Here is a 25,596-nt window from a genome sequence, read left to right as displayed (position 1 = left end):
GTGACCGGCTCGACAGGCTGCCTGGCTGGTTTCAGGACGGGAGCAGCGGTCGCAGGAAGCGTCCGGTGTGCGAACCGACTTCGGCGGCTACCTGCTCCGGCGTTCCCTCGGCAATGATCTGTCCGCCCTTGATACCGCCTTCCGGTCCCAGGTCGACGATCCAGTCGGCGGTCTTGATTACATCCAGATTGTGTTCGATAACGACCACTGTGTTGCCGTGATCACGCAGTCGATGCAGCACGTTCAGGAGTTGCTGGATGTCGTAGAAGTGCAGCCCGGTGGTGGGCTCGTCGAGGATGTACAGGGTGTTGCCGGTATCCCGCTTGGATAGCTCTTTCGACAGCTTGACCCGCTGGGCCTCGCCACCGGACAGGGTGGTGGCGCTCTGCCCCAGGCGGATGTAGGACAGGCCGACATCCATCAGTGTTTGTAATCGACGGGCCAGCATCGGAATGGCATCGAAGAACTCACGCGCATCTTCGACGGTCATATCCAGTACTTCGTGGATGTTTTTGCCCTTGTATTTAATCTCCAGGGTTTCGCGGTTGTAGCGCTTCCCTTTACAGACGTCGCAGGGGACGTAGATATCGGGCAGGAAGTGCATCTCGACCTTGATCACCCCGTCACCCTGGCAGGCTTCGCAGCGACCACCCTTGACGTTGAAACTGAATCGGCCCGGTTTGTAACCCCGCGAGCGGGCTTCCTGGGTGGCGGCGAACAACTCTCGTACAGGGGTGAAAATACCGGTATAGGTCGCCGGGTTGGAACGGGGTGTCCGCCCGATCGGGCTCTGGTCGATATCGACCACCTTGTCCAGCTGGTCCAGCCCCTGAATTTCGGTGTGGGGCTGTGCCTCCAGGGTGGTGGCGTTGTTGAGTGCGGTGGCGGCCAGTGGATAGAGGGTATTGTTAATCAGTGTCGACTTGCCTGAACCGGATACGCCGGTGACGCAGGTCATCAGTCCCAGTGGGATCGACAGGTCGACCTGCTGCAGGTTGTTGCCGCTGGCACCCAGCAGTTTCAGCTGTCGCTCGGGGTCGGACGGGTTGCGTTGGTCCGGAACCGCGATACAGCGTTTGCCGCTCAGGTACTGACCAGTCATCGACTGGGACGATTTCATCACCTGTTCGGGTGTGCCCTGGGCGATAATCTCACCGCCATGCACCCCGGCGCCGGGGCCGATATCAATCACATGGTCGGCCAGTCGAATCGCGTCCTCGTCGTGTTCGACCACGATCACGGTGTTCCCCAGGTCGCGAAGATGGGTCAGGGTCGCCAGCAGGCGCTCGTTGTCACGCTGATGCAGTCCGATCGACGGCTCATCGAGGATATACATCACGCCCACCAGGCCAGCGCCGATCTGGCTGGCCAGTCGGATTCGTTGGGCTTCGCCGCCGGACAGGGTGTCGGCATTGCGGTCCAGGGTCAGGTAATCGAGCCCGACGTTGACCAGAAAGCTGAGTCGTACCCGAATCTCCTTGAGAATTTTTTCAGCGATCTCGCCCTGCTTGCCCGGCAGGTGCAGCTGCTCGAAGTAGTCGGTGGCATTGCCGACCGGCATGGCGGTGACATCGGCGATATTGTGCTGGTCGACAAATACATGGCGGGCGTCACGGCGCAGGCGCGAGCCGCTGCAGGAGGGGCAGCGTTGCTGGGCCTGGTATTTGGCCAGGTCTTCGCGCACGGTCTGGGATTCGGTATCCCGATAGCGGCGCTGCATGTTCGGGATTACGCCCTCGAATGGGTGCGATTTGACGGTGATGTCGCCGCGATCGCTGAGGTAGTTGAAGCGGATCTTCTCTTTGCCGGTTCCGTACAGCACTACATGCTGTTGCTTGGTGCTGAGTTGGTTGAACGGAGTGTCGGTATCGAAATCGTAGTGCTCGCCGACCGCCTTGAGCAGTTGGTAGTAGTACACGGTACGGCGATCCCAGCCGCGGATGGCACCCTGGGCCAGGGTCAGACTCGGGTCGGCCACCACTTTGGCCGGATCGAAGAACTGCTTCACGCCCAGGCCATCGCACTGGCTGCAGGCCCCGTGGGGATTGTTGAACGAGAACAGTCTTGGCTCGAGCTCCTGAATGCTGTGACCGCATTGGGGGCAGGCGAAACGGGCGGAGAAGATCATGTCTTCGCCGCCACTATCATCCATCGACGCCAGCATCGCCAGGCCGTCGCTCAGCTCCAGGCAGGTCTCCAGGGATTCGGCCAGGCGGATCTGGATATCGTCGCGGACCTTGAAGCGGTCCACCACCACCTCAATGTTGTGCTTCTTGTTTTTGTCCAATTCCGGCGGGGCGTCGAGATCACAAACGATGCCGTTGATCCGGGCGCGGACAAAGCCCTGGGCCTTGAGGTTGTTGAGCAGGTGCAGGTGTTCGCCCTTGCGACCCTGGATCATCGGCGCCAGCAGCATCACCTTGCTGCCTTCCTCCATGGCCAGGATCTGGTCGACCATCTGGCTGACCTCCTGTGCCTTCAGCGGCAGGTCATGATCGGGGCAGCGGGGCTCGCCGGCGCGGGCGAACAGCAGGCGCAGGTAATCGTAAATCTCGGTGATGGTGCCGACGGTGGAGCGCGGGTTGTGGGAGGTGGATTTCTGCTCGATCGAAATCGCCGGCGACAGTCCTTCGATATGGTCCAGCTCCGGCTTTTCCATCATCGACAGAAACTGGCGCGCGTAGGTCGACAGCGATTCGACATAACGACGCTGCCCTTCCGCATACAGGGTGTCGAAAGCCAGCGATGACTTGCCCGAACCGGACAGGCCGGTGATGACGATCAGCTTGTCGCGGGGGATGTCGAGATCAATATTTTTCAGGTTGTGGGTGCGGGCGCCCCGAACGCTGATGGTATCCATGCCTACCTCTGCTGCTATTAACCCCGCAATTGGATTGCCGGGTTGATCAGTGCGCGGGTGTTGCTGCGCGAAACGAGCCGGACATTATATAGGGCCGTCGCCCCGGCTGGGAAAACAATCTTACATTGGTGTTCTGTCGGGGCTGCCACCGGCGCCGGTTATGGGGTATTCTAATCCGCTACTTCGCCACCTTACGTTTTCATGTGATGGTGCAGGGCGAACATCTCAATCCCGCAAATTCAGAAAGAAATAGAGTAGAGAAAACCGATGGCACGAGGCGTCAACAAAGTCATTCTGATCGGTAACCTGGGTCAGGACCCGGAAGTCCGATATATGCCCAACGGCAATGCGGTCACCAATGTGACGCTGGCCACTTCCGACAGCTGGAAGGACCGTGAGACCGGTCAGCAGCAGGAGCGGACCGAGTGGCACCGGGTGGTGTTCTTCGGCAAGCTGGCGGAGATCGCCGGCCAGTACCTGCGCAAGGGCTCTAAGGTGTACGTCGAAGGTGCACTTCGAACCCGCAAGTGGCAAGGTCAGGACGGACAGGACCGTTACACCACCGAGATCGTTGTCGACATCAACGGCACCATGCAGATGCTCGATTCCCGCGGTGAGCAGGGGCAGGGTGGTTACCAGCAGCAGTCCTACGGACAGCCGGCACCGCAGCAACAGCCTCAGCAGCCGATGCAGCAGCAGGGCGGTTTTGGTGGCGGCCAGTCGCAGCAGCCTCAACAGCGTCCGCAGCAACAACCTCAACAACCCCCGCAACAGCCTCAACAGCCCGCCGGTGGTTTCGACGATTTCGATGACGACATTCCGTTCTAAGCTCGTCGAGCTCTTGATAGAAAAAGCCACGCAATGCGTGGCTTTTTTATGCCCGGTCTATACCAGATCTTGGCTCGGTCCGGGCGGCTTCGATTACTCGAACGGTTTCGGCAGCGGGGTCTGATCGGTCGACGGCGGCAGAATCGGAAGCTGGAACTGTGGTTGGTCGCCGGTCAGGGTTTTCAGGAAGGCGACGATCTGGGCGTTTTCCTGATCACTGAACTTGCGACCCAGTTGTAACCGACCCATGACATCAACCGCTTCGGCCAGGGTTTCCGCCTCACCGTCGTGGAAGTAGGGGTAGGTCATCTCGACATTGCGCAGCGTCGGCACCTTGAATTTGAAGCGGTCACTGTCCTTGCCGGTGACTGCGCTTAAGCCTTCGGCCGGACTGTTGGCCTGATAGGCTTCCACCACACCCATCTTCTGGAAGGAGTTGCCACCGACGGCTTCACCGTTATGGCAGGCAACACAACCACTCTCTTTGAACAGTTGATAACCGGATAGCTCCTGCTCGGTCAGTGCGGTTTTTTCGCCCAGCAGCCATTGGTCGAAGCGGGAGTTGGGGGTTACCAGGGTCTTCTCAAATTCGGCGATCGCAGCGGTAACCTGTTCGATTTTGACCTTGTCGGTGCCGAACACCTGCTGGAACTCGGTCACATACTGCGGAATCGATTCCAGTACGTCGATGGCCAGGCTGTGGGTAAACGCCATTTCACCGGGGTTGGCGATCGGGCCGCCGGCCTGCTCCTGCAGGTCCGCCGCCCGGCCATCCCAGAACTGGGCGATATTGAGGCTGGAATTCAGCACGGTCGGTGCATTGATCGGCCCCTGTTGCCAGTTATGTCCGATCGAAGTCTTCAGGTTGTCGGTCCCGCCCATACTGAGGTTGTGGCAGGAGTTGCAGGAGATAAAGCCGGATTTCGACAAACGGGGGTCGAAGTAGAGCTTCTTGCCCAGTTCGGCTTGCGCCAGGTTGAGTTGCTGAACCGGCTTGATTGGCTGGATCGGTTCTTCGGCCAGTGCGGTGGACGAGAGTACGGCGGCGGCAAGCACAGTGGCTGTGCCGGTTAGTGCGCTTTTCATCATGGTCACCCATTTGGTTGCGTCCCTGCCGTGCTTCCGGTGCGTCGACCAGAAGCGCTGACTTGGGTCGAGTAGAGTTTGTCGGGCTTGGCTGAGCGTCTTATCGAGCAGGCAATACCCATTCATAAAGCGCGTGTTAATTTAGACTAATTCTAAACTATCTTCAACATGAGTCCTGACTAATGTTCTGAAGCCGGAAGTGTGGGTTGCCGGATCGGTCGGTCCGGTTATTGATCGGATCAGCAAGAGGGCTGCCAGAAGCTAGCAAGGAATTGTTCGTAGATTCCCGCGTGTGGATCTAGGAGTTGCGGACCCGGATCAGTAGCTCAACCTGCTCGGTACGGGTCTGCGAGGGCAGTTGACTCTGGTCCAGTCCCTGCAGCACGGCTTCACTGATATCGATCAGCTCGCCGGTGTCTTCATTGAAGATGTGATGGTGTGGGCTGGTGTTGGAGTCGTAGTAGCTTCTTGAGCTATCGATACAGATTTCACGCAGCAGACCCTTCTCGACGAAGAGTCCCAAGGTGTTGTAAATGGTTGCCTTGGATACCTGGGTCCCCTGTTGATAAAGCTGGTGGTACAGCTGATCAGCGCTGACATGCTGGTGCTTGCACAGCAGTTCTGCTGCGATCTGCTGTCGCTGTGCCGTCGGCACGATCTGGTGCTGTTTCAGCACCTGTGCAATATCGTGGCTGGCCGGGAGGTTGATTTGGGCAACATCATTCATCCCCCCATTATAGAGGAATACACTCGAGTTTCGAATATATTGATAAATCTCAATTTTGATCGATGCTGAACCGCAATGCTGATTAAAAAAGCATGTATATCAAACGGATAGATGATTGGTCCTGGTGGTGGTTATGTAAGGCGATTATCGACCGGGCTTTTCGCTCGGATTCGGGTTTGCTAGTGGGGAGTAGGCTGGGGCATGCTAAAGCATTCGAAGACCGGTTTTAGTCAGACTCGGTCAGCGCCCGGAGACAGAGGCGCAAACTGATGTTGCTGGTCGTTCATCTTGGTATAGCTGGTCCTTCGACGCGTTGTGCTACTACGAGGAGTTTTGTGCATGTCTGCTAATTCATCCGTGTTTGAGCGCTGGAATTGTGCGCTCGGACCGTTGCTTCAGCGGCTGGATCAGCCAGACTGCCTGCAGTACTTGATCGAGGCGATCGAGCAGCTGGTTGATGTTAAGGCCGTGATTCTGTCGCTGGAGCGCCGCGGCAAGGTGCCGACGCTGATCTTTGAGACCCGGGTGCCGGCCAATAAGCGTCGCAGCCATATCGATGACTATTTCTCCGGTGCGTTCCTGCTGGACCCGTTCTGTTTGGCGGTGGAAGAGGGGCTGGCACCGGGTTTTTACCATCTGTCGGAGATCGCTCCGGACGATTTTACCCAGAGTGAGTATTATCGGGTCTATTACCGAGAGGCTCAGTTGGTCGATGATGCTTACTACATCATGGAGCTGGCGCCGGGGGTGCAGTTGTCGCTGGCCCTGGGGCGTCTGGGGGCCGCGCCTCCCTACAGCGAGACCGAGCTGACGCTGTTACGCCAGATTCGACCGGTGGTGGAGGCGGTACTGCTTCGTTATTGGCAGCAGCAGTCCGGCACGGATCAGGCTTTACCGCAGGAGCCACCGCCGGGCTTGCGCGATCAGATCGAAGCGGCATTCAATAATTTCGGCAGTTCGTTGTTGACCCAGCGTGAACGGGAAGTTGCTCACCTGCTGTTGCGGGGGCATTCGAGTAAATCGGCCGCGCGAAAGCTGGATATATCACCGGATACGGTGCAGATGCATCGAAAGAACCTATACGCCAAACTGGACATCTCATCCCAGGCGGAGCTGTTCGTGCTCTTTATCGAAGCCCTAAGCCATGCCGGCGGCAAGATAAACGATGATCCGTTGATCGGCTATATCGATCCCCAGGAGTGAGGTGGATGGTTCTGGTCAGCGATGGCAGCAGGTTGTTAGACTGCGGGCTGGTTTTTTGTTGGATTTAGCGCATTAAGGGGCTGTCGTTGTTTGAACTGCCATCATTGTTGATCGTCGGTGCCAAAGGGCAGTTGGGGTATGAAGTTGAAGCCCTGGCTCGCGAAGAGGGCTTTACCGTTACGGCGTTGGACCGTAAGAGCCTCGATATTCTTGACCCGCAGGCGGTAGCAGCGGCCTTGAAGGAGCACCGTCCTAGCTTCGTTATCAATGCGGCGGCGGTGATCAACCCTGTCGAGCAGGATCAGCCGGCATTTGCGGTTAACACCCGCGGTGCGGCGATTCTGGCCGAGAGCTGTCAAAAGTACGGTGTGGCTCTGGTCCATGTCTCCTGCGCCGAGGTGTTTGGGGATGAGGCGGATCAGCTGCTGCGGCAGGAAACCGACAAGGCCGTTCCAGTCAGTCCCTATGGCAAGAGCAAGCTTCGCGGTGAGGAGCTTGTGCGCGCCGCCTTAACGCGCCATCTGATTATTCGTACTGGCTGGCTGTTCAGTGCCCGGGGCGACAGTTTTGTCCGCGAGCTTCTTGAGCAGGCACGGCATCAGCGCTGTTTTCAGGTGGCTGACGGTTTAATGGGGGTGCCGACCTCCGCAGCAGACCTGGCCCGGGTGATCCTGGCTGTGATTAAGCAGCTCGACAGCGGTGCCGATGGTTGGGGAACCTATCACTATTGTGCCGCCGAGGCGTTAAGCTGGGCCGGCTTTGCCGAGGCGATAGTGGCGGCGGCGCGGCAGTATGAGGAGCTGTGTCTGGAGGAGCTGCAGACTTGCCCGCAACAGCAGCTTCCCGGCCGAGCGATGCCGCTCAACACCCGGCTGGACTGCTCTCGGATACTGGACGTGTTTGGCGTCCATCAACGTACTTGGCGGACGGGGCTGATGCAGGTGATTCAGGGTTACTACAGCTGGACCCCTTGATCATCGTGCCTGTTTATTCGCCGCCGGCCTCGACAGGAGTGCTCTTTATAGCCCTCCCCCATGAGGTATACTAACCCGGTTGTTTAGTCGTAAGGTTGGAGTTCTGGTGGCTGAGAATGCTCTAGTAGATCGGTTTGGGCGGACGGTGGACTATGTCCGTATTTCGGTAACCGATCGTTGCGACTTCCGGTGCGTGTACTGCATGAGCGAGCAGATGACCTTTCTGCCGCGTCCTCAGGTTCTTTCCCTTGAAGAGATTGAGCAGGTCGCTCAAGCCTTTGTTTCTCTAGGCGTCAAAAAGATTCGACTGACCGGCGGTGAGCCGCTGGTGCGCAAGGGGATTGTCGATCTGTGCCAGCGTATCGCTTCGCTACCGGGGCTTGAGGAGCTGGTGATGACCACCAACGGTTCCCAGCTGCCGAAACTGGCACAGCCGATTCGCGAAGCCGGTCTCAAACGTCTGAATATCAGCCTCGACTCACTGCGTCCGGAACTGTTCAAGGAATTGACCCGTACCGGTCGCCTGCAGCAGGTGCTCGACGGTATTGAAGCGGCCCGAGATGCCGGCTTCGAGCGGATCAAGCTCAACGCGGTAATCCTGAAGGGCCGTAACGATAACGAAGTGCTGGATCTGGTTGAATTTGCCCGCGAGCGGGAGCTGGATATCAGCTTTATCGAAGAGATGCCGCTGGGACAGATCAGTGAGCATGCTCGTGATGAAACCTACTGCTCCAGCGAAGAGGTGCGTGCGCTGATCGCTCAACGCTATCCGTTGATTGAATCGACCTCCAAAACCGCCGGGCCGTCCCGTTATTACCAGATGGCCGACAGCCCCAGTCGTATCGGTTTCATCTCGCCCCACAGTCACAACTTCTGTCATGAGTGCAATCGGGTTCGCTTGACGGTTGAGGGGCGGCTGCTGCTCTGCCTGGGCAACGAGCATTCGTTCGATTTGCGCGAGCTGCTCCGTACTCCGGGAACCGATCAACAGGTGCTGAAGTTGGCGATTATCAAGGCGATGGATCTGAAGCCGGAGAAGCACGAGTTCGATCTGGAAGCGGAGCCGCAGATCCTGCGCTTTATGAACATGACGGGAGGCTGATCCCAGCCCGCACGTTCGCCGAAAAAATCTGCCTTTTCCACCAATTGCGGGTAGAATAAGCCCCTTTGTTTGTGCCGGTTCTACCCGATCCGGATCGAAAAAAGGCAACCATCAGGGCGTTCCAAGCCCGCAAGTGACTGCATGACCACACCAGATTCATCAAAGTTTGACGAGATCCGCCCCTACAACGATAGCGAGGTGGCCGAGGTCATCGAGCGTTTGCTGCATACCCCCGAATTCATCACGGCGTTGAGCAAGTTTCGTTTTCCGAAATTGAGCCGCTGGCTGCCGTTCGTAACCGAACCGCTGGTGCGGGCCGGCTTAGGTAAGCAGCTGGCCGGTATTCGTGATGTCCGAGCGTTGCAGCAGGTGATCGCTCACTACATGCAGAGCATGATCGACCGGACCACCGGCAAGCTGAGTTTTTCCGGCATTGAGCGGCTGGATCCGGAGCGTGCCTATCTGTTTATCTCCAATCACCGCGATATCGCGATGGACCCGGCTTTTGTTAACTGGGGGCTGTTTAGCAGCGGCATGGATACGGTGCGAATTGCCATCGGTGATAATCTGCTGCGCAAGCCCTATGTGTCGGACCTGATGCGGTTGAACAAGAGCTTTATCGTTAACCGTTCCGCCAGTGGTGTGCGTGAAAAGCTGAAGGCGCTGACCCAGTTGTCCTGCTATATCGACCATTCGATCTGCAGCGGCCACTCGATCTGGATTGCTCAGCGTGAAGGGCGGGCCAAAGACGGCAACGACCGCACCGATCCGGCCATTCTGAAGATGCTGTCGATGGGGCCGAAAAAGCGTGGTCTTAGCTTTTCCGAAGGTGTTAAGGCATTGAGTATCGTGCCGGTGTCGATCTCCTACGAGTACGACCCCTGTGACGCCTTGAAAGCCGGAGAGCTGCAGGCGCTGGACTCTGAGGGCAGTTACGAGAAGTCGCAATACGAAGATATTGAGAGCATTGTCCAGGGCATCGTCGGCTTCAAAGGCGATGTCCATGTCGCTTTCGGTGAGCCGATCGAGGCCGAGTTTGACAATGCCGAGCAGTTGGCCGAAGAGATCGATCGGCAGGTGATTCTCAACTATCACCTGCATGCGTCCAACCTGTTGGCCGCCGAGCAGACGAATGAGCAGCTACCGGCAGCGAAGCGCGACGGTTATCTGAGCCGGCTGAATGAGGTCGACCCCAAGGTGCGGCCCTGGTTTGTGGCTCAGTACGCCAATCCGGTGTTGAGCAAGCGGCAACTGAATGCGGAAGGTGGAAAATGAGTGAGCAGACATTGACCCATCTCGATGACCAGGGCCATGCCCATATGGTCGATGTGTCCGGTAAAGAGGTGACGACCCGCGAAGCGATCGCCGAAGGCTATATTCGGATGCTGCCGGAAACCCTGGCGATGATTACCGAAGGCCGGCACAAGAAAGGTGATGTGCTGGCGGTCGCCCGGATCGCTGGGATCCAAGCGGCCAAGCGCTGTTCCGACATTATTCCGCTGTGTCACCCGCTGATGCTGAGCAAGGTGACGGTCGAGCTGACGCCGGAGCCTGAGCATAACCGTATCCGTATCGAAACCCTGTGCAAGCTGAATGGTCGCACCGGGGTGGAGATGGAGGCCTTAACCGCCGCTTCGGCGACGGCGTTAACGCTCTACGATATGTGTAAAGCGGTCGATCGGGGCATGACCATCGAGGGTGTTCGGTTGCTGGAGAAGCAGGGCGGACGCAGTGGTCATTGGAAGGTGGAGGATCGCTAGATGATCAAGTTGGTTTTTCTGGCCAGTATTCGTGAGCGGCTGGGCTGTGATCAGCAGGACTATTCGATCGATGCATCGCTGACCGTGGCGGAGCTGATCGAACAGCTGTCGTCCCGCGGTGATGAGTGGCAGCAGGTGCTGTCCGATGACAAGGTGCTGGTGGCGATCAATCAACAGATGAGCCGTCGGGACACGCTGATCCAGAGCGGCGACGAGGTGGCCTTCTTTCCGCCGGTGACCGGCGGCTGAGCAGACGCGAAAGGAATTCTATGCTGACACTTCGTGCCTTGTTGTTTTACCTGCTGATGATGGTTGCGACCGTTGTCTGCTCGCTGTTTAGCCTGGTGTTCGCCAGCTGGATGCCGTTTCGGCAGCGTTTCCATGTGGTGGTGATGGCAAACCGCTTCTATATCTTCGCTCTGCGCTGGATATGCGGGATTCGCTACCGGGTCCATGGGCTGGAGAACCTGCCGAAGGACCGTCCCTTTGTGCTGCTGGCCAACCACCAGAGTGAATGGGAGACCATCTATCTGCAGTTGCTGATTCAGCCGCTTTGCACCGTGTTGAAGCGTGAGCTGCTGCGGATTCCTTTCTTTGGTTGGGCCCTGGCGTTGTTGCGGCCGATCGCCATCGATCGCGCCAAGCGTGCCGGCGCGTTGAAGCAGCTGCTGGGTAAGGGCAAGAACCGCCTTAACGACGGTATCCCAGTGATGATCTTTCCCCAGGGGACTCGGGTGCCTTATGGCGAGTCGGGCAAGTTCAATAAGGGTGGTGCGATGCTGGCCTGTAGTGCCGAAGTTCCCGTCGTGCCGCTGTGTCACAATGCCGGTGCTCACTGGCCCTCCGGTCAGCTGGTGAAGTATCCGGGCTTGATCGAAGTGGAGATCGGCGAGCCGATCGAAACCACGGATGCCGACGTCAATGAGGTGCACCAGCGCTCCACCGATTGGATCCAGCAGCGCCTGGATCGCCAGCGTGGTGATGTGACTGAGGCAAAGACGGCGACTGACGGAAGCTAGATCATGAGAGTCTTGTTCATGGTGTTACTGGCTGGCCTGTTGTCGGTGCCGCCGGTGGCCGCGGAGGTGGTCGAAGTCGAGATACGTAAGATGCGCTTCACGCCGGCCGAGATCGTGATTAAACCGGGCGATACGGTGGTATGGAAAAACGCCGAGCGGCGCCAATACCACAATGTCTGGTTCCAGCAGTTTGATGCCGAAGAGCCGGATTACCTGTTTCCTGGTGACAGTTACCAGCGAACCTTCGAGCAGGAGGGCGAGTTTGCCTATATTTGCGGGCCGCACCCGAAGATGAAGGCGGTCGTCATCGTTGAAGACTGATGTGGATCGGGTTGTTAGTCAGTCAGGCACAAAAAAGCCGCTCGATGGAGCGGCTTTTTTATTGGTGTTGTCCCGTCCTGAATAACGTTGACACTTTTCGATCATTAACTCGGGAAGTGACATGAAAACAAAGACTAAACGTACTCAGAAAGATTATTCCCTCGCCTTTAAATTGTCGGTTGTCGACCAAGTAGAAGCCGGTGAACTGTCCTATAAGCAGGCACAGCAGCGTTACGGCATCCAAGGTCGCTCAACCGTATTAGTTTGGCTACGTAAGCATGGCAGGCTAGATTGGTCTCAAGGATCAGATCACCAGGCAAAACTAATGTCAGACAAGCCTTCAGAACTTACCCCAGAGCAGCGGATCAAGGAGCTTGAGCAACAGTTGGCAGATGCCCAGCAAAAAGCGGAGTTCTTCGAAGCGGTGGTTGATGTGCTCAAACGGGATCACGGGGTCCGTGTCGTAAAAAAGCCTCGCGGCAAGTCATCGAAGAACGGCAGGTCACAGGGCTGACGGTTACTCGAGCTTGCCAAATCCTCGGTATCAGCCGACAGGCCTACTATCAGCAACGCCAGCGAGCGAAACAGCAAGCAAAGATGCGTTGTTCCATACTGAGCTTTGTTCAACGTGAGCGTATGCAGCAACCTCGGCTGGGAGCGCGTAAGCTACTGTCCCTGCTCAATGCCGAAACGGAATGTAAAATCGGCCGGGACAAACTATTTGAACTGCTCAGGGATCGCCGCTTATTGGTCCAGCGACGCCGGGCATATCACAAGACTACGCAGAGTCATCATCGTTTCTGGTGCCATCCTAACTTGCTAAAGCCCGGTGCAGAGCAAGAGCAAGCCACACGGCCAGAACAGATCTGGGTCGCGGATATCACCTATCTTCCAGTCAGGGACGGAGAGGCCTATCTGAGCCTGGTTACCGATGCGTATTCACGCAAAGTCGTCGGCTATCACGTACACGGTGATTTGAGGGCTGAGTCCGTATTAACGGCCTATCAGAAGGCCTTGGATGGTTACCAAGGTAGCGCCGGGCTTATCCATCACTCTGACAGGGGGATACAGTACTGTTCAAAGCGCTATCAGGCCGTACATAAGGAGCACGGTGTGCGTTGTTCGATGACGGATGGGTATGACTGCTATCAGAATGCGCTTGCGGAAAGAGTAAACGGGATTCTGAAAGGTGAGTATCTGCTGAGAAAGCCAGAGGATCTAGATCAGGCCACGATCATGGTTGATGAGTCGATCCGACTCTACAATACACGGCGGCCACATATGGCCTTAAAATACAAAACGCCCGATGAGGTGCATCGGGCGTTTTCAACCTGAAAGGATGTCAACCTATATCAGGACAAGACATGTTGCGAGTCGAATCAGTCGCGGTAGCGCTGGAACACCAGTGATGCGTTGGTGCCACCGAAGCCGAAGCTGTTGGACATAACCCGCTCCAGACCTGCGTTGTCGACGCGCTGACGCACGATCGGCATACCGTCGGCTTCTGCATCCAGCTCTTCGATGTTGGCGGATGCGGCAATAAAGTCGTTCTCCATCATCAGCAGGCTGTAGATCGCTTCCTGTACGCCGGCGGCACCCAGGGAGTGACCGGACAGCGACTTGGTGGAGCCAACCTGAGGCATGTTGTCGCCGAAGGTGTTCTTTACCGCCTTCAGTTCCTGCATGTCGCCGGCCGGGGTGCTGGTGCCGTGGGCGTTGATGTAGTCGATGTCGCCGTCGACGGTGGCCATCGCCTGCTGCATGCAGCGCATTGCGCCTTCGCCGGACGGGGCAACCATGTCGTAACCGTCGGAGGTGGCGCCGTAGCCGACCAGTTCGGCGTAGATCTTGGCGCCGCGGGCCTTGGCGTGCTCCAGCTCTTCGATCACCAGCATGCCGGCGCCGCCGGCAATGACGAAGCCGTCACGGTTGGCGTCGTAGGCACGGCTGGCTTTCTCCGGCGTTTCGTTGTACTTGGTCGACAGCGCGCCCATGGCGTCGAACAGGCAGCTCATCGACCAGTGCAGCTCTTCGCCACCGCCGGCAAAGATAACGTCCTGCTTGCCCAACTGGATCAGCTCCATCGCGTTGCCGATGCAGTGCGCGCTGGTGGAGCAGGCGGAGGTGATGGAGTAGTTGACGCCCTTGATTTTGAACGGAGTCGCCAGACAGGCGGAAACGGTGCTGCCCATGGTGCGGGTAACCCGGTACGGGCCAACACGTTTCAGACCACGTTCGCGCAGGATATCGGCGGCTTCGACGATGTTGGCCGAAGAGGCGCCGCCGGAACCGGCAATCAAGCCGGTGCGGACATCGGACACCTGCTCGTCGGTCAGGCCGGAATCTTCGATGGCGTTTTTCATCGCCAGGTAGGTGTAGGCAGCTGAGTCGCCCATAAAGCGCATCAGCTTACGATCGATCATCGACGGAAGGTCGAGGTCGATGCTGCCAGCGATGTGGCTGCGGAAGCCCATCTCTTTGTACTCTTCCTGGAAGGAGATGCCGGAGCGGCCTTCACGCAGGGCGTCGGTGACTGACTCTTTGTCGCAGCCGAGGCAGGAAGTGATACCGATACCGGTGACAACAACGCGTCGCATAGCTCAAACCTCTTTTGGTGTCTGAAAAAAATGGGGCCAATAGCATGCCCCATTTTCGAATATCCGATCCGCGAAGAACAGTCCCGAGCGCGGATCGAGTTGTATTAGGTCAAATCAACCGCTTAAAAATCGTCCGTTGACGTAAACAGTCCGACCCGAAGGTCTTTGGCGGTGTAGATCTCACGGCCGTCAACGCTCAGGGAGCCGTCGGCGATACCCATCACCAGCTTGCGCTCGATAACGCGCTTGAGCTCCAGGTGGTAGGTGACTTTCTTGGCGGTCGGCAGGACCTGGCCGAAGAACTTAACTTCGCCTGAGCCCAGCGCGCGACCGCGACCGGGGTTGCCCTTCCAGCCCAGGAAGAAGCCTACCATCTGCCACATGGCATCGAGGCCCAGGCAGCCCGGCATGACCGGATCTTCTTCGAAGTGGCAGGCAAAGAACCACAGGTCAGGGTTGATATCCAGCTCGGCGCGAATTTCGCCTTTACCGTACTGGCCACCGTCCTCGGTGATGGAGGTGATTCGGTCCACCATCAGCATATTGCCGATCGGCAGGCGAGCGTTACCGGGGCCGAACATCTGTCCGTGGCCGCATTGGAGAAGCTCGTCGCGATTGAAAGAGGAGGGTCTGCTCATAGGGGCAAAGGTCCTTCGTGTAGAGATAGAAGCGGCGATTATAGCGGTTTGGGGCCGTCTTCGACAGTCAATCGGAGAAAACGGCCTAATTGGTTGTCATCCTTAGCTGCGGCGATCGACAGCCAGTTCGGCCAGCTGTCGCAGAACATCGCGATAGGGGGTGTCCGGCAGCTGTTCCAGTTGGGTCAGGGCGCTTTCTACCTGGTTGCGGGCCTGCTCGAAGGTGTAGTCGATGGCGCCGGTATCGATGACCGCCTGACGGATCGGTTCCAGGTCTTCCAGGCCGCCCTTGCGAATTGCTTGGCGGATCATCTTGCGCTGTTCATCGCTGCCGTGCTTCATGGCGTGGATCAGCGGCAGGGTCGGTTTGCCTTCGGCCAGGTCGTCACCGACATTTTTGCCCATCTCTTCGGCCGAGCTCTGATAGTCCAGAACATCGTCGATCAGCTGGAATGCGATGCCCAGGTGACGGCCGTAGAGACGCAGGGCTTCTTCCTGCTCGGCGCTGGCGCCGGCGATCTGGGCGCCGGTCTGGGTGGCCGCCTCGAACAACATCGCGGTTTTGCCGAGGATCACCTTCATGTAGCTGGCCTCATCGACATCCGGGTTCTTGCAGTTGAGCAGCTGCAGCACTTCGCCTTCGGCGATCACGTTGGTGGCGTTGGAGATCACCGCCATGATCGGCATGCTGTTGAGCTCGACCATCATCTGGAACGCGCGCGAGTAGAGGAAATCGCCGACCAGGACGCTCGGGGCGTTGCCCCATTTGGCGTTGGCGGTGGCTTTACCGCGGCGCAGGTCCGAGGTGTCGACCACGTCGTCGTGCAGCAGGGTGGCGGTATGGATAAATTCGATCACCGCGGCCAGGCTGATGTGCTGGTCGCCTTGGTAGTTGCATCCTCGGGCTGCCAATAGCACCAGAATAGGGCGGATCCGCTTGCCGCCGCTTTCGACGATATAGTGGCCGATCTTCTCTACCAGTGGGACACCGGAGTGCAGGTGGTCGAGGATAAAGCGGTTGACCGATTCAAAATCGTCGGCGATCTGGGGGTTTAATTGATGTGGCTGCATGCGACGGGATAATCAGGAAATTTTCGGCATGCTAAGGGGGGGGATGGGGGGTGTCAAGAAATCCCAAAGGATGGTGATGAAATAGTTGTTTCGAGATCGGCTTTGCAGTAGTATTCGCCCCCCTGTGGTTCGCCCAATCTTTGAACAGGTTTTTGTTCAAGCTCCCTATTATAGGGTTGTGCTTTATCGGGTCGTTTGGATCTGGTTTGAGCGGCATTCCCTTAGAAGTAGGCAATTTTAGTAGCCGGGTGCACCAAAATTTGGAGAGAGACATGTACGCAGTAGTTGTTACTGGTGGTAAGCAGTACCGGGTTAGCGAAGGCCAGACCCTGAAGGTTGAAAAGCTGACTGCTGAAGAAGGCGCTTCCGTCGAGCTGGACAAAGTCCTGCTGGTTGCCGATGGCGAAGAGATCAAGATCGGTGCGCCGGTTGTTGAAGGTGCCAAGGTTAACGCTGAGGTGGTTGCTCACGGTCGCGGTAAGAAAGTCCGTATCGTGAAGTTCAAGCGTCGTAAGCATCACATGAAGCAGATGGGCCACCGTCAGTGGTTCACTGAAATCAAGATTACCGGTATCAGCGCTTAAGCGGATACGGGCTAGAGGAGAGATACGATGGCTCATAAAAAGGCTGGCGGTAGTACGCGTAACGGTCGCGATTCCGAGTCCAAACGCTTAGGTGTTAAGCGTTACGGTGGTCAGAAAGTTCTGGCTGGCAACATCCTGGTTCGTCAGCGTGGCACTCGTTTCCACGCTGGTGACAACGTAGGTTGCGGCAAGGATCACACCCTGTTCGCTACCGCTGAAGGTGTTGTTAAGTTTGAAGTTAAAGGCCCTAAGAACCGTAAATATATCAGCGTTGTAAGCGCCTGATAACGGACTTAGTGTCTGCAAGCAGCCTCGGCTGCTTCTCTAAGGAGCTCCGCCCAGGCGGGGCTCTTTTTGTTTGTGCGCGCTAAGCTTGTGGCAGTAGCCATGGTGGCGCAGCGGAGAAGATCATGAAATTTGTCGACGAAGTCGTCATCAGTATCGAAGCGGGAAAGGGTGGTAACGGCTGCCTGAGCTTTCGGCGCGAGAAATATATCGCCAAGGGTGGCCCGGATGGCGGCGACGGCGGTGATGGTGGTTCGGTGTGGCTTGAGGCGGACACCAATCTCAATACGCTGATCGATTATCGCTACCAGCGTCAGTATCGGGCCGAGCATGGTCAGGCCGGTATGGGTAGAAACTGTACCGGAGCCAAGGGTGAGGATCTGGTGCTGAAGGTGCCGGTGGGAACCACGGTGATCGATGAGGACACCAAAGAGGTGCTTTGCGATCTGGCCGAGGCGGGTCAGCGAGAGAAGGTGGCTCAAGGTGGTTTTCATGGTCTGGGTAATACCCGCTTCAAATCCAGTGTGAACCGGGCGCCGCGTCAGACCACCAAGGGGTCGGCGGGTGAGTCGCGTAACCTGAAGCTCGAGCTCAAGGTGTTGGCCGATGTAGGCTTGCTGGGGTTACCCAATGCCGGCAAGTCGACCTTTATTCGTGCGGTGTCGGCGGCCAAGCCGAAAGTGGCGAATTATCCGTTCACCACGCTGGTGCCGAACCTGGGTGTGGTTAGTATCGAGCGTGATCGCAGCTTTGTGGTGGCGGATATTCCTGGTCTGATCGAAGGTGCCGCCGAAGGGGCGGGGCTGGGGATTCGGTTCCTGAAGCATCTGGCTCGGACGCGGTTGCTGCTGCACTTGGTCGATATGGCGCCCTGGGATGGTGTGGCGCCGGCCGATTCGGCCAAGTCGATCATTGCGGAGCTGGAAAAGTTCAGCCCGGCGCTGGCGGAGCAGGAGCGTTGGTTGGTGCTCAATAAGCTGGATCTGGTGCCGGAAGATGAGCGCGAAGCGCGTTGTCGTGAGGTGGTTGAGGCGCTGGATTGGCAGGGGCCGGTGTTTGAGGTTTCGGCGATCAGTCAGCAAGGTACGATGCAGGTCTGTCAGGCGGTGATGGAATATATCGAGCAGCGTCAGCTGATGGAGCAGGATGATGCCGAGCTGGCTGAGCAGGAGAAGCTGCGCAAGGATCGCTTGGCGCAGGAGGCTCGTGAGCGTATCGAGCAACTGCGTGATCAGCATCGCGCCAAGCGTCGGCAGGATGCTGAAGACGATGATGATTGGGATGACTTTGACGATGATGATTACGATGTCGAAGTGGAGTATGTGCCCTGATTCGGCTGCGCAGATGCTTTCGTAAATTCGATTGAGTGGATGCAATTAAGGTTGATGCATGAGCGGTAGAGAGGTGCTGACCCGCGGTTCCCGTTGGGTGGTGAAGATCGGCAGTGCGCTGTTGACCAATGATGGCCAGGGTTTGGATGAGCAGGCGATTGGTGGCTGGGTTGACCAGATGGCGGCGCTGCGTAAGCAGGGTGTCGAGCTGGTGTTGGTTTCTTCCGGTTCGGTGGCTGCGGGTATGCGGCGGCTGGGAATGGAAGGGCGACCCCATGAGCTTCACAAGCTTCAGGCTGCAGCGGCTGTCGGGCAGATGGGGCTGGTGCAGACCTATGAAGCGGGTTTTCAGCGTCATGGGATGCATACCGCGCAAATTCTACTGACCCATGATGATCTCTCTAATCGCAAGCGTTATCTGAATGCGCGCAGTACGCTGCAGGCGTTGGTCGATTGGGGTGTGGTGCCGATCATCAATGAGAACGACACCGTCGTGACCGACGAAATTCGTTTCGGTGATAACGATACCCTGGGCGCGCTGGTTGCCAATCTGATGGTGGCCGATGGCTTGATTATTTTGACCGATCAGCAGGGATTGTTTGATGCCGACCCGCGCTCCAATCCTGATGCCAAGCTGATCGCTGAGGCGCGGGCCGAAGATCCGACGCTGGATGCGATGGCTGGTGGCGGTGCCGGTGCGCTGGGGCGTGGCGGCATGATGACCAAACTGCGGGCGGCGCGCTTGGCGGCGCGATCCGGTGCGGCGACAGTCATTGTTGGTGGTCGTGAATCGGATGTGCTGATGCGGTTGCGGCAGGGTGAGTCGTTGGGAACGCTGTTGACCCCGGATTGTGAGCCGCAGGCGGCACGCAAGCAGTGGTTGGCGGGGCATCTGCGGGCGAAGGGTCGCTTGGTATTGGATGCCGGCGCGGTGCAGGTTTTGATTAACTCGGGTCGATCGCTGCTGCCGGTGGGTGTTAAGGCAGTCAGTGGAGATTTCTCCCGTGGCGAGATGGTCGAGTGCGTTGATGAGCAAGGGCGGGTGATCGCTCGGGGGTTGGTCAACTACGGCGTGGCTGAAGCGGGTCGGATTGTCGGCAAATCGAGCAGTCAGATCGAGGCTGTTCTCGGCTACATGGCCGAAGAGGAGTTGGTGCATCGGGACAACCTGGTGCTGGCCTGATGCGGGTTTGATTCTTTTTGATGTTTTGGGGTGGGTTTCTAGGCTGTGAATTCCGCCCACAAAAAAACCGGCCGATGGCCGGTTTTTTTAAGCGCAGTAAGTTGGACTTACAGGGCTTTGATCTGGGCGTTCAGGCGGCTCTTATGACGAGAGGCCTTGTTCTTGTGAAAGATGCCCTTGCTAACAGCGCTGTCGAGTGCTGAAACAGCATTCGGGTATACAGCTTGTGCAGCTTCTTTATCACCAGCTTCGATAGCAGCGATAACTTTTTTCAAGTAGGTGCGTACCATGGAGCGCAGACTAGCATTATGCTTACGGCGCGTTTCTGCCTGGCGTGCACGTTTTCTGGATCCTGCGGAATTTGCCACAATCTGGCTCCTCAAATATAACGCGAAAAGGTAGATCAAAAACGAAGAGGCGAAATTATTCATATTCGCTAGCGCCTTGTCAAACATTTTTGCTAGTTTATCGGCTGCTTATTAGATCGCTACTTGGTTGAAGTGTTGGAGGCGTTGGGAAGAGTCGTGCAGAAACAGCCAGATACGGATAATTCGGCCGGGTCATCTCGTCGTCGCTCGTTGCTCGGATCCAGTGCAGTGGTCGGGTTGATGACCATGTTGTCGCGGGTGATGGGGCTGGTGCGCGACATCGTGATCGCCCATGGTTTTGGGGCCGGTGCCAGCGCGGATGCCTTCTTCGTCGCGTTCAAGATTCCCAATTTCCTGCGTCGGCTGTTTGCCGAAGGGGCTTTTTCGCAGGCGTTTGTGCCGGTGCTGTCGGAATACCGGACCCAGGGCAGCCTGAATGAAGTCAAAGTGTTGGTGGATCGGGTCGCTGGTTCGCTGGGGTTGGTTTTGACACTGTTGACCGCTGTTGCCGTGCTGGCGGCACCGTTCCTGGCGATGCTGTTTGCCCCTGGTTTCTATTTGAATGATGCAGCCAAATACCAGCTGACGGTCGAGATGCTACGGCTGACCTTTCCTTATCTGTTGCTGATCTCGTTGACCGCCTTTGGTGGGGCGATCTTGAACAGTTATGACCGTTTCGCGGTGCCCGCCTTTACTCCGGTATTGCTGAATCTGTCGTTGATCGGCTCGGTCTATTGGTTGCAGCCCTGGTTGGAAACACCGGTGATGGCGCTGGCCTGGGGGGTGCTGATTGCCGGGGTTTCGCAGTTGTTGTTGCAGCTGCCGTTCCTGTTGCGGATCGGGTTGATGCCGAATCCGAAGCTGGGCTTCCGCCACGAGGGTGTTCGCAAGATCATCAAGTTGATGATCCCGGCGATGTTCGGGGTCTCGGTCAGTCAGATCAATCTATTACTGGATACAGTGCTGGCGTCGCTGCTACAGACCGGTAGCGTTTCCTGGCTCTATTTCTCCGACCGTTTGGTGGAGCTACCGCTGGGTGTGTTCGGTATCGCGATCGCCACGGTAATCCTGCCGAATCTGTCCCGTAAGCATGCCGAGAAGTCGGGCGAGGCTTTTGCGGCGATGCTCGACTGGGCGATCCGGATGGTGTTGCTGATCGGGCTGCCGGCCGCGTTGGCGTTGTGGTTGCTGGCCGAACCCTTGTTGATTACGTTGTTCCAGTATGGGGCGATGACGCCTGGTGATGTTACCCAGGCCTCCATGAGTCTGCGGGCGTACAGTCTGGGGCTGCTGGCCTTTATGCTGATCAAGGTGCTGGCGCCGGGGTATTTTTCTCGCCAAGACACCAAGACGCCGGTAAAAATCGGAATCTGGGCGATGGTGGCCAATATGCTCTTCAATCTGGCATTGATCGTGCCGTTGGCCCACGTTGGGCTGGCGTTGGCGACCTCGCTGTCGGCGTTCTTGAATGCAGGGTTGTTGATGCGCGGTTTGCTGAAGCAGAAAGTGCTGAGCTGGCAGTCGGGTTGGTTGCGCTTCGGGGCTCAGTTACTGCTGGCCAACCTGGTGATGGCGGCGTTGATCCTGTGGTTAGCACCCGGCGCGGAGCAGTGGTTGCAGTGGTCGCTCTGGCAGCGAGTTCAGGCGATGGCGCTCTGCGTGATCGGCGGTGGCGGTGCTTATCTGGCGATGTTGTTTGTCGGCGGTATCCGTTTACGACATTTGAAGCATTAACCAGCCCGGTTTGGCGGTATTCTGACCGATCCTGCTGATGTATAATGCCGCGTTTGTTTACAGGCTGGCATATCAGGGGTCATGGAGTTAATCAGAGGTCTTCACAATCTGCGCGATCAGCATCGGGGCTGTGTGGCGACCATCGGTAACTTCGATGGTGTTCATCTGGGCCATCACCGGGTGTTGGAACAGGTGCGTGAAAAGGCCGCTGCACTTGGCTTGCCGTCGGTGGCGATCGTGTTTGAGCCGCAGCCGCGGGAGTTTTTTGAAGGCCCCAAAGCACCACCCCGATTGACCCGTTTCCGCGATAAGTTCGAGCTGATCCGTGATCATGGCATCGACCGGGTGTTCTGCCTGCACTTTAATCAGTCGCTACGCTCTTTGACTGCCGAGCAGTTTATCGATCGGTTGTTGTTGAGTGGGCTGGCGGTGAAGTATTTTGTCGTCGGAGATGACTTCCGTTTCGGCTGTGATCGGGCCGGCGACTTCGAACTGCTGCAGCGCTACGGTAACAGCCACGATTTTACCGTGGTCAACACGCGGACCCATTTGATCGATGATGAGCGGGTCAGCAGTACCCGGATCCGTCAGACTCTGGCCGAGCACCGGTTTGAATTGGCCCGTCGTTTACTGGGTCGACCCTATCGAGTCAGCGGTAAGGTGATCCATGGTCGTAAACTGGGACGCCAGCTGGGCTTGCCGACCGCCAATATCTCGTTGCAGCGAAAACGGTTGGCGTTCGACGGGGTCTACATAGTGGATGCGCTGACCGAGGATGGTCAGCGTTTGGCCGGGGTTGCCAATGTGGGGGTGCGACCAACCGTTAACGGCGATCACCCGCTGCTTGAGGTGCACTTGCTCGACTACCAAGGCCGGCTTTACGGCCAGCGGTTGCAGGTTGAGTTTTTAGCCCATGTGCGGCCGGAACAGAAATTTGATGGCGTCGAGGCGCTCAAGCAGCAGATTCTCGACGATATCGCCTTCGCCAGGAATTGGCGGGAAAGCCGGGGCTAGGGCCTTGTTATCCGGCTAGAGCGACACTAGATAAAACCTATTAACGAAGGTATCCGTGGGGGAGCCCTTCAGCGACAAGTGAAGACGCGCAATGACCGACTATAAACATACTCTGAATCTGCCCGAAACCGATTTTCCGATGCGAGGCAACCTGGCTCAGCGCGAGCCGGAGATGCTTAAGCGCTGGAACGAGATGGAGCTGTATCAGCAGATTCGTCAGGTTAGCCAAGGGCGCGACAAGTTTGTGCTGCACGACGGCCCTCCTTACGCCAATGGCGACATCCATATCGGTCACGCGGTCAACAAGATCCTCAAGGACATCATCGTTCGCTCCAAGAACCTGAGCGGCTTCGATGCCCCCTATATTCCGGGCTGGGACTGTCACGGGCTGCCGATTGAGCACAAGGTCGAAACCAAGATCGGTAAGGCCGGCACCAAGAAGAGCTTTAAGGAGTTCCGTCAGGCCTGTCGTGACTATGCACTGAAGCAGGTCGAAGGGCAGAAGCAGGACTTTATCCGCCTGGGTGTGCTGGGTGACTGGGATAAGCCCTACCTGACCATGAATTTCGACACCGAGGCCAACATCATCCGGGCACTGGGTAAGATCGTTGAAAACGGTCATCTGGTGAAGGGCTACAAGCCGGTTTACTGGAGTGTGGTCGGCGCCTCGGCGTTGGCCGAAGCCGAGGTGGAATATCAGGACAAGATCTCGACCGCTATCGATGTGCGTTTTGCGCCGGTCGATGAGGCTGCGTTCCTGGCTGCCTTTAACGAATTGGAAGGCACGGGACCTGCCAGCGCGGTAATCTGGACCACTACGCCCTGGACCCTGCCGTCGAACCAAGCGGTGTCGCTGAATGCCGAGCTGGAGTATGTGTTGGTTGAGCTGGACCTGGGTACCGGTGCCGAGCGGATCCTGCTGGCCGAAGCCTTGGTTGAAGATGCGATGGGTCGTTACGGTGTCGAAGATTACCGTATCGCCGGTCGCTGCCAGGGCCGGGCGCTTGAACATCAGCTGCTGCAACATCCGTTCTACGACAAGCAGGTGCCGGTGATCCTGGGTGATCATGTGACCACCGATGCCGGTACCGGCGCGGTGCACACCGCTCCCGACCATGGTGTCGAGGACTTTGTGGTTGGCCAGAAATACGCCATCGAAACCCTGAATCTGGTCGATGGCCACGGCATCTTTGTCGAGGCGGCCGGACGTTTTGCCGGTCAGCATGTCTACAAGGTCGACGACGAGATCGTGGCGCTGCTGCGCGACGAGTGCAAGTTGATCAAGTCCGAAAAGTTCGAGCACAGCTATGCGCACTGCTGGCGCACCAAGACCCCGCTGATCTATCGCGCCACACCGCAATGGTTTATCAGCATGGATGAGCAGGGTCTGAAAGAGAAAGCGCTGGAAGCTATCAAAGGGGTTAAGTGGATCCCGGGCTGGGGCCAGAACCGGATCGAAGCGATGGTCGAGCAGAGCCCGGATTGGTGTGTCTCACGTCAGCGTACCTGGGGTGTGCCGATCACGCTGTTTATCCACAAGGAGACTCAAGAGATTCACCCGAATACGGCCGAGCTGATCGAGCAGGTGGCGAAGCGGGTTGAGCAGGGCGGCATCGACGCCTGGTTTGAGCTGGAAACCCACGAGCTGCTGGGTGATGGGGCCGACCAATATATCAAGGTCAACGATACCCTGGATGTCTGGTTCGATTCCGGTGTGACCCATTACTCGGTGGTGGATCAGCGCGACGAGCTGCAGTTCCCGGCTGACCTTTACTTGGAAGGTTCTGACCAGCATCGTGGCTGGTTCCAGTCCTCGCTGAAGACTTCCATCGCGGTCCGCGGCGTCGCACCCTATAAGCAGGTGCTGACCCACGGTTTCACCGTTGACCAGAACGGCCGCAAGATGTCGAAGTCGCTCGGCAACGTGGTTGCGCCGCAGCAGGTGATGAACAAGTACGGTGCCGATATCCTGCGTCTGTGGGTCGCGGCGACCGATTTCAGCGGCGAGATGGCCGTCTCCGACGAGATCCTCAAGCGTACCGCCGACTCCTACCGTCGGATCCGTAACACCTCACGCTTCCTGCTATCAAACCTGACCGGTTTCGATCCGGCCAAGGATCTGCTGCCGGCTGACGAAATGCTGGCACTGGATCGCTGGGCGGTCGACCGGGCGTCTCAGCTGCAGCAGGAGATCCTGGCGGCTTACGATAACTACCAGTTCCTCAGTGTTTATCAGAAGGTGCATCACTTCTGCGCGCTGGATCTGGGTGGTTTCTATCTGGATATCATCAAGGATCGCCAGTACACCACCCAGCCGGATTCGCTGGCCCGCCGCTCCTGTCAGAGCGCGATGTACCACATCATCGAGGCGCTGGCGCGCTGGGTTGCACCGATCACCAGCTTCACCGCGGACGAAATCTGGCAGCACCTGCCGGGTGAGCGCGGCGAGTCGATTCATCTCGAAACCTGGTACGAGGGGCTGTTCGAACTGGCCGACGACGAAGCCTTCGGTCGCGGCTTCTGGCAGCAGGTGCTGGATGTCAAAACGGCGGTCAACAAAGAGATCGAAAATCAGCGTAATGCCGGTGTGGTCAAGTCCGGTCTGGCCACCGAAGTGAGCCTGTATTGTGGTGCCGAGCTGACGGCGCTGCTTGAGCGTCTGGGCGATGAGCTGCGTTTCGTGCTGATCACTTCCGATGCCAAGTTGGAGTTGCTGGACGCAGCACCGGCTGATGCGGTGGAAACCGAGCTGGATGATCTGAAACTGGCGGTTCGGGTTAGCGAGCACAGCAAGTGTACCCGCTGTTGGCACCTGCGCGAAGACGTTGGTAGCCACACCGAACATCCGGAGCTCTGTGGTCGTTGCGTCGAGAATGTCGCCGGCAACGGTGAACAACGCGCTTACGCCTGA

Annotated in this window: 24 protein-coding genes; 17 read left to right on the top strand and 7 right to left on the bottom strand. The window is 57.6% G+C overall.

Translation table 11 applies throughout. The features are described 5' to 3' along the window. Window positions 1-31 precede the first annotated feature (31 nt). The gene (uvrA, locus tag ACO05M_RS01440) at window positions 32-2,860 is read right to left on the bottom strand and encodes an excinuclease ABC subunit UvrA (protein WP_421866928.1); all 2,829 of its coding nucleotides are present in this window, start codon (window positions 2,858-2,860) and stop codon (window positions 32-34) included. Window positions 2,861-3,127: 267 nt separating this feature from the next. Here uvrA and ssb point away from each other — a divergent pair, with 267 nt between their 5' ends. Next, window positions 3,128-3,688 (top strand): single-stranded DNA-binding protein, encoded by a 561-nt coding sequence (gene ssb, locus ACO05M_RS01435; protein ID WP_421866926.1) that lies wholly within the window; start codon window positions 3,128-3,130, stop codon window positions 3,686-3,688. Window positions 3,689-3,781: 93 nt separating this feature from the next. Here the strand turns inward: ssb and ACO05M_RS01430 are convergent, their stop codons facing one another. After that, a complete protein-coding gene (locus ACO05M_RS01430) occupies window positions 3,782-4,777 on the bottom strand; it encodes a cytochrome-c peroxidase (RefSeq protein WP_421866925.1) in 996 nt (331 codons plus the stop codon). Between the two features lie 295 nt (window positions 4,778-5,072). Beyond that, complete coding sequence (locus ACO05M_RS01425) at window positions 5,073-5,501, bottom strand: Fur family transcriptional regulator (protein WP_421866923.1); 429 nt, start codon at window positions 5,499-5,501, stop codon at window positions 5,073-5,075. A gap of 339 nt (window positions 5,502-5,840) precedes the next feature. Here ACO05M_RS01425 and ACO05M_RS01420 point away from each other — a divergent pair, with 339 nt between their 5' ends. From ACO05M_RS01420 to ACO05M_RS01380, 9 genes are all read left to right on the top strand, one after another. After that, complete coding sequence (locus ACO05M_RS01420) at window positions 5,841-6,704, top strand: response regulator transcription factor (RefSeq protein ID WP_421866922.1); 864 nt, start codon at window positions 5,841-5,843, stop codon at window positions 6,702-6,704. Window positions 6,705-6,790: 86 nt separating this feature from the next. Continuing rightward, window positions 6,791-7,678 (top strand): SDR family oxidoreductase, encoded by an 888-nt coding sequence (locus ACO05M_RS01415; protein ID WP_421866920.1) that lies wholly within the window; start codon window positions 6,791-6,793, stop codon window positions 7,676-7,678. Window positions 7,679-7,784: 106 nt separating this feature from the next. Further along, window positions 7,785-8,780 (top strand): GTP 3',8-cyclase MoaA, encoded by a 996-nt coding sequence (gene moaA / locus ACO05M_RS01410; RefSeq protein ID WP_421866918.1) that lies wholly within the window; start codon window positions 7,785-7,787, stop codon window positions 8,778-8,780. A gap of 141 nt (window positions 8,781-8,921) precedes the next feature. Then, window positions 8,922-10,055 carry a 1-acyl-sn-glycerol-3-phosphate acyltransferase gene (locus ACO05M_RS01405; RefSeq protein WP_421866916.1) on the top strand — a complete coding sequence of 378 codons (1,134 nt, stop codon included), beginning with the start codon at window positions 8,922-8,924 and terminating at the stop codon, window positions 10,053-10,055. Continuing rightward, window positions 10,052-10,540, top strand: coding sequence for a cyclic pyranopterin monophosphate synthase MoaC (gene moaC, locus ACO05M_RS01400; protein ID WP_421866915.1), 489 nt, complete (start codon window positions 10,052-10,054; stop codon window positions 10,538-10,540). Before ACO05M_RS01405 ends, moaC begins: the two co-directional genes overlap by 4 nt. Then, on the top strand, window positions 10,541-10,789 hold the full coding sequence (moaD, locus tag ACO05M_RS01395) for a molybdopterin converting factor subunit 1 (RefSeq protein ID WP_421866914.1): 249 nt from the start codon (window positions 10,541-10,543) through the stop codon (window positions 10,787-10,789). A gap of 20 nt (window positions 10,790-10,809) precedes the next feature. Then, a complete protein-coding gene (locus tag ACO05M_RS01390; RefSeq protein ID WP_421866913.1) occupies window positions 10,810-11,559 on the top strand; it encodes a lysophospholipid acyltransferase family protein in 750 nt (249 codons plus the stop codon). Window positions 11,560-11,562: 3 nt separating this feature from the next. After that, window positions 11,563-11,880: a plastocyanin/azurin family copper-binding protein gene (locus ACO05M_RS01385; RefSeq protein ID WP_421866912.1), complete on the top strand. Its 318-nt coding sequence runs from the start codon at window positions 11,563-11,565 to the stop codon at window positions 11,878-11,880. Window positions 11,881-12,001: 121 nt separating this feature from the next. Next, window positions 12,002-13,215 (top strand): IS3 family transposase gene (locus ACO05M_RS01380; RefSeq protein ID WP_421862467.1). Its coding sequence is split into 2 segments (ribosomal slippage): window positions 12,002-12,344 and window positions 12,344-13,215, totalling 1,215 coding nucleotides; the frame shifts between segments, so codons are not numbered across the junction. Window positions 13,216-13,259: 44 nt separating this feature from the next. Here ACO05M_RS01380 and fabB read toward each other — a convergent pair. From fabB to ispB, 3 genes are all read right to left on the bottom strand, one after another. Next, window positions 13,260-14,477 (bottom strand): beta-ketoacyl-ACP synthase I, encoded by a 1,218-nt coding sequence (gene fabB, locus ACO05M_RS01375; protein ID WP_421866911.1) that lies wholly within the window; start codon window positions 14,475-14,477, stop codon window positions 13,260-13,262. Window positions 14,478-14,599: 122 nt separating this feature from the next. Next, window positions 14,600-15,115 carry a 3-hydroxyacyl-[acyl-carrier-protein] dehydratase FabA gene (gene fabA / locus ACO05M_RS01370; RefSeq protein ID WP_421866910.1) on the bottom strand — a complete coding sequence of 172 codons (516 nt, stop codon included), beginning with the start codon at window positions 15,113-15,115 and terminating at the stop codon, window positions 14,600-14,602. A 102-nt stretch (window positions 15,116-15,217) separates the two neighbouring features. After that, window positions 15,218-16,186, bottom strand: a complete 969-nt coding sequence (ispB, locus tag ACO05M_RS01365) for an octaprenyl diphosphate synthase (protein ID WP_421866909.1) — start codon at window positions 16,184-16,186, stop codon at window positions 15,218-15,220. Window positions 16,187-16,458: 272 nt separating this feature from the next. Between ispB and rplU the strand changes: the two genes are divergently transcribed. From rplU to proB, 4 genes are all read left to right on the top strand, one after another. Then, complete coding sequence (rplU, locus tag ACO05M_RS01360) at window positions 16,459-16,770, top strand: 50S ribosomal protein L21 (protein ID WP_114697065.1); 312 nt, start codon at window positions 16,459-16,461, stop codon at window positions 16,768-16,770. A 27-nt stretch (window positions 16,771-16,797) separates the two neighbouring features. Then, window positions 16,798-17,055, top strand: coding sequence for a 50S ribosomal protein L27 (gene rpmA, locus ACO05M_RS01355; protein WP_114697066.1), 258 nt, complete (start codon window positions 16,798-16,800; stop codon window positions 17,053-17,055). A 125-nt stretch (window positions 17,056-17,180) separates the two neighbouring features. Next, entirely contained in the window at window positions 17,181-18,386 is a 1,206-nt protein-coding gene (gene cgtA, locus ACO05M_RS01350; protein WP_421866907.1) for an Obg family GTPase CgtA, read from the top strand. Between the two features lie 58 nt (window positions 18,387-18,444). Then, a complete protein-coding gene (proB, locus tag ACO05M_RS01345) occupies window positions 18,445-19,569 on the top strand; it encodes a glutamate 5-kinase (protein ID WP_421866905.1) in 1,125 nt (374 codons plus the stop codon). A 107-nt stretch (window positions 19,570-19,676) separates the two neighbouring features. On the opposite strand, the gene rpsT is transcribed toward proB, so the two are convergent. Next, window positions 19,677-19,937, bottom strand: a complete 261-nt coding sequence (rpsT, locus tag ACO05M_RS01340; RefSeq protein ID WP_114697124.1) for a 30S ribosomal protein S20 — start codon at window positions 19,935-19,937, stop codon at window positions 19,677-19,679. A gap of 240 nt (window positions 19,938-20,177) precedes the next feature. On the opposite strand from rpsT, the gene murJ reads away from it, so the two are divergent. The 3 genes from murJ to ileS all read left to right on the top strand — a co-directional run bounded on the left by murJ (window position 20,178) and on the right by ileS (window position 25,596). Further along, window positions 20,178-21,671: a murein biosynthesis integral membrane protein MurJ gene (gene murJ, locus ACO05M_RS01335; RefSeq protein ID WP_421870622.1), complete on the top strand. Its 1,494-nt coding sequence runs from the start codon at window positions 20,178-20,180 to the stop codon at window positions 21,669-21,671. A gap of 81 nt (window positions 21,672-21,752) precedes the next feature. After that, on the top strand, window positions 21,753-22,685 hold the full coding sequence (gene ribF / locus ACO05M_RS01330; RefSeq protein ID WP_421866903.1) for a bifunctional riboflavin kinase/FAD synthetase: 933 nt from the start codon (window positions 21,753-21,755) through the stop codon (window positions 22,683-22,685). Between the two features lie 91 nt (window positions 22,686-22,776). Further along, on the top strand, window positions 22,777-25,596 hold the full coding sequence (gene ileS, locus ACO05M_RS01325) for an isoleucine--tRNA ligase (RefSeq protein ID WP_421866901.1): 2,820 nt from the start codon (window positions 22,777-22,779) through the stop codon (window positions 25,594-25,596).

This window comes from Motiliproteus sp., from assembly GCF_965230735.1.
In the GTDB taxonomy this organism is placed as follows: Bacteria; Pseudomonadota; Gammaproteobacteria; order Pseudomonadales; family Balneatricaceae; genus Motiliproteus.
The sequence above is the reverse complement of the archived record's forward strand: the minus strand, read 5'-3'. Positions and strand labels throughout refer to the sequence as shown.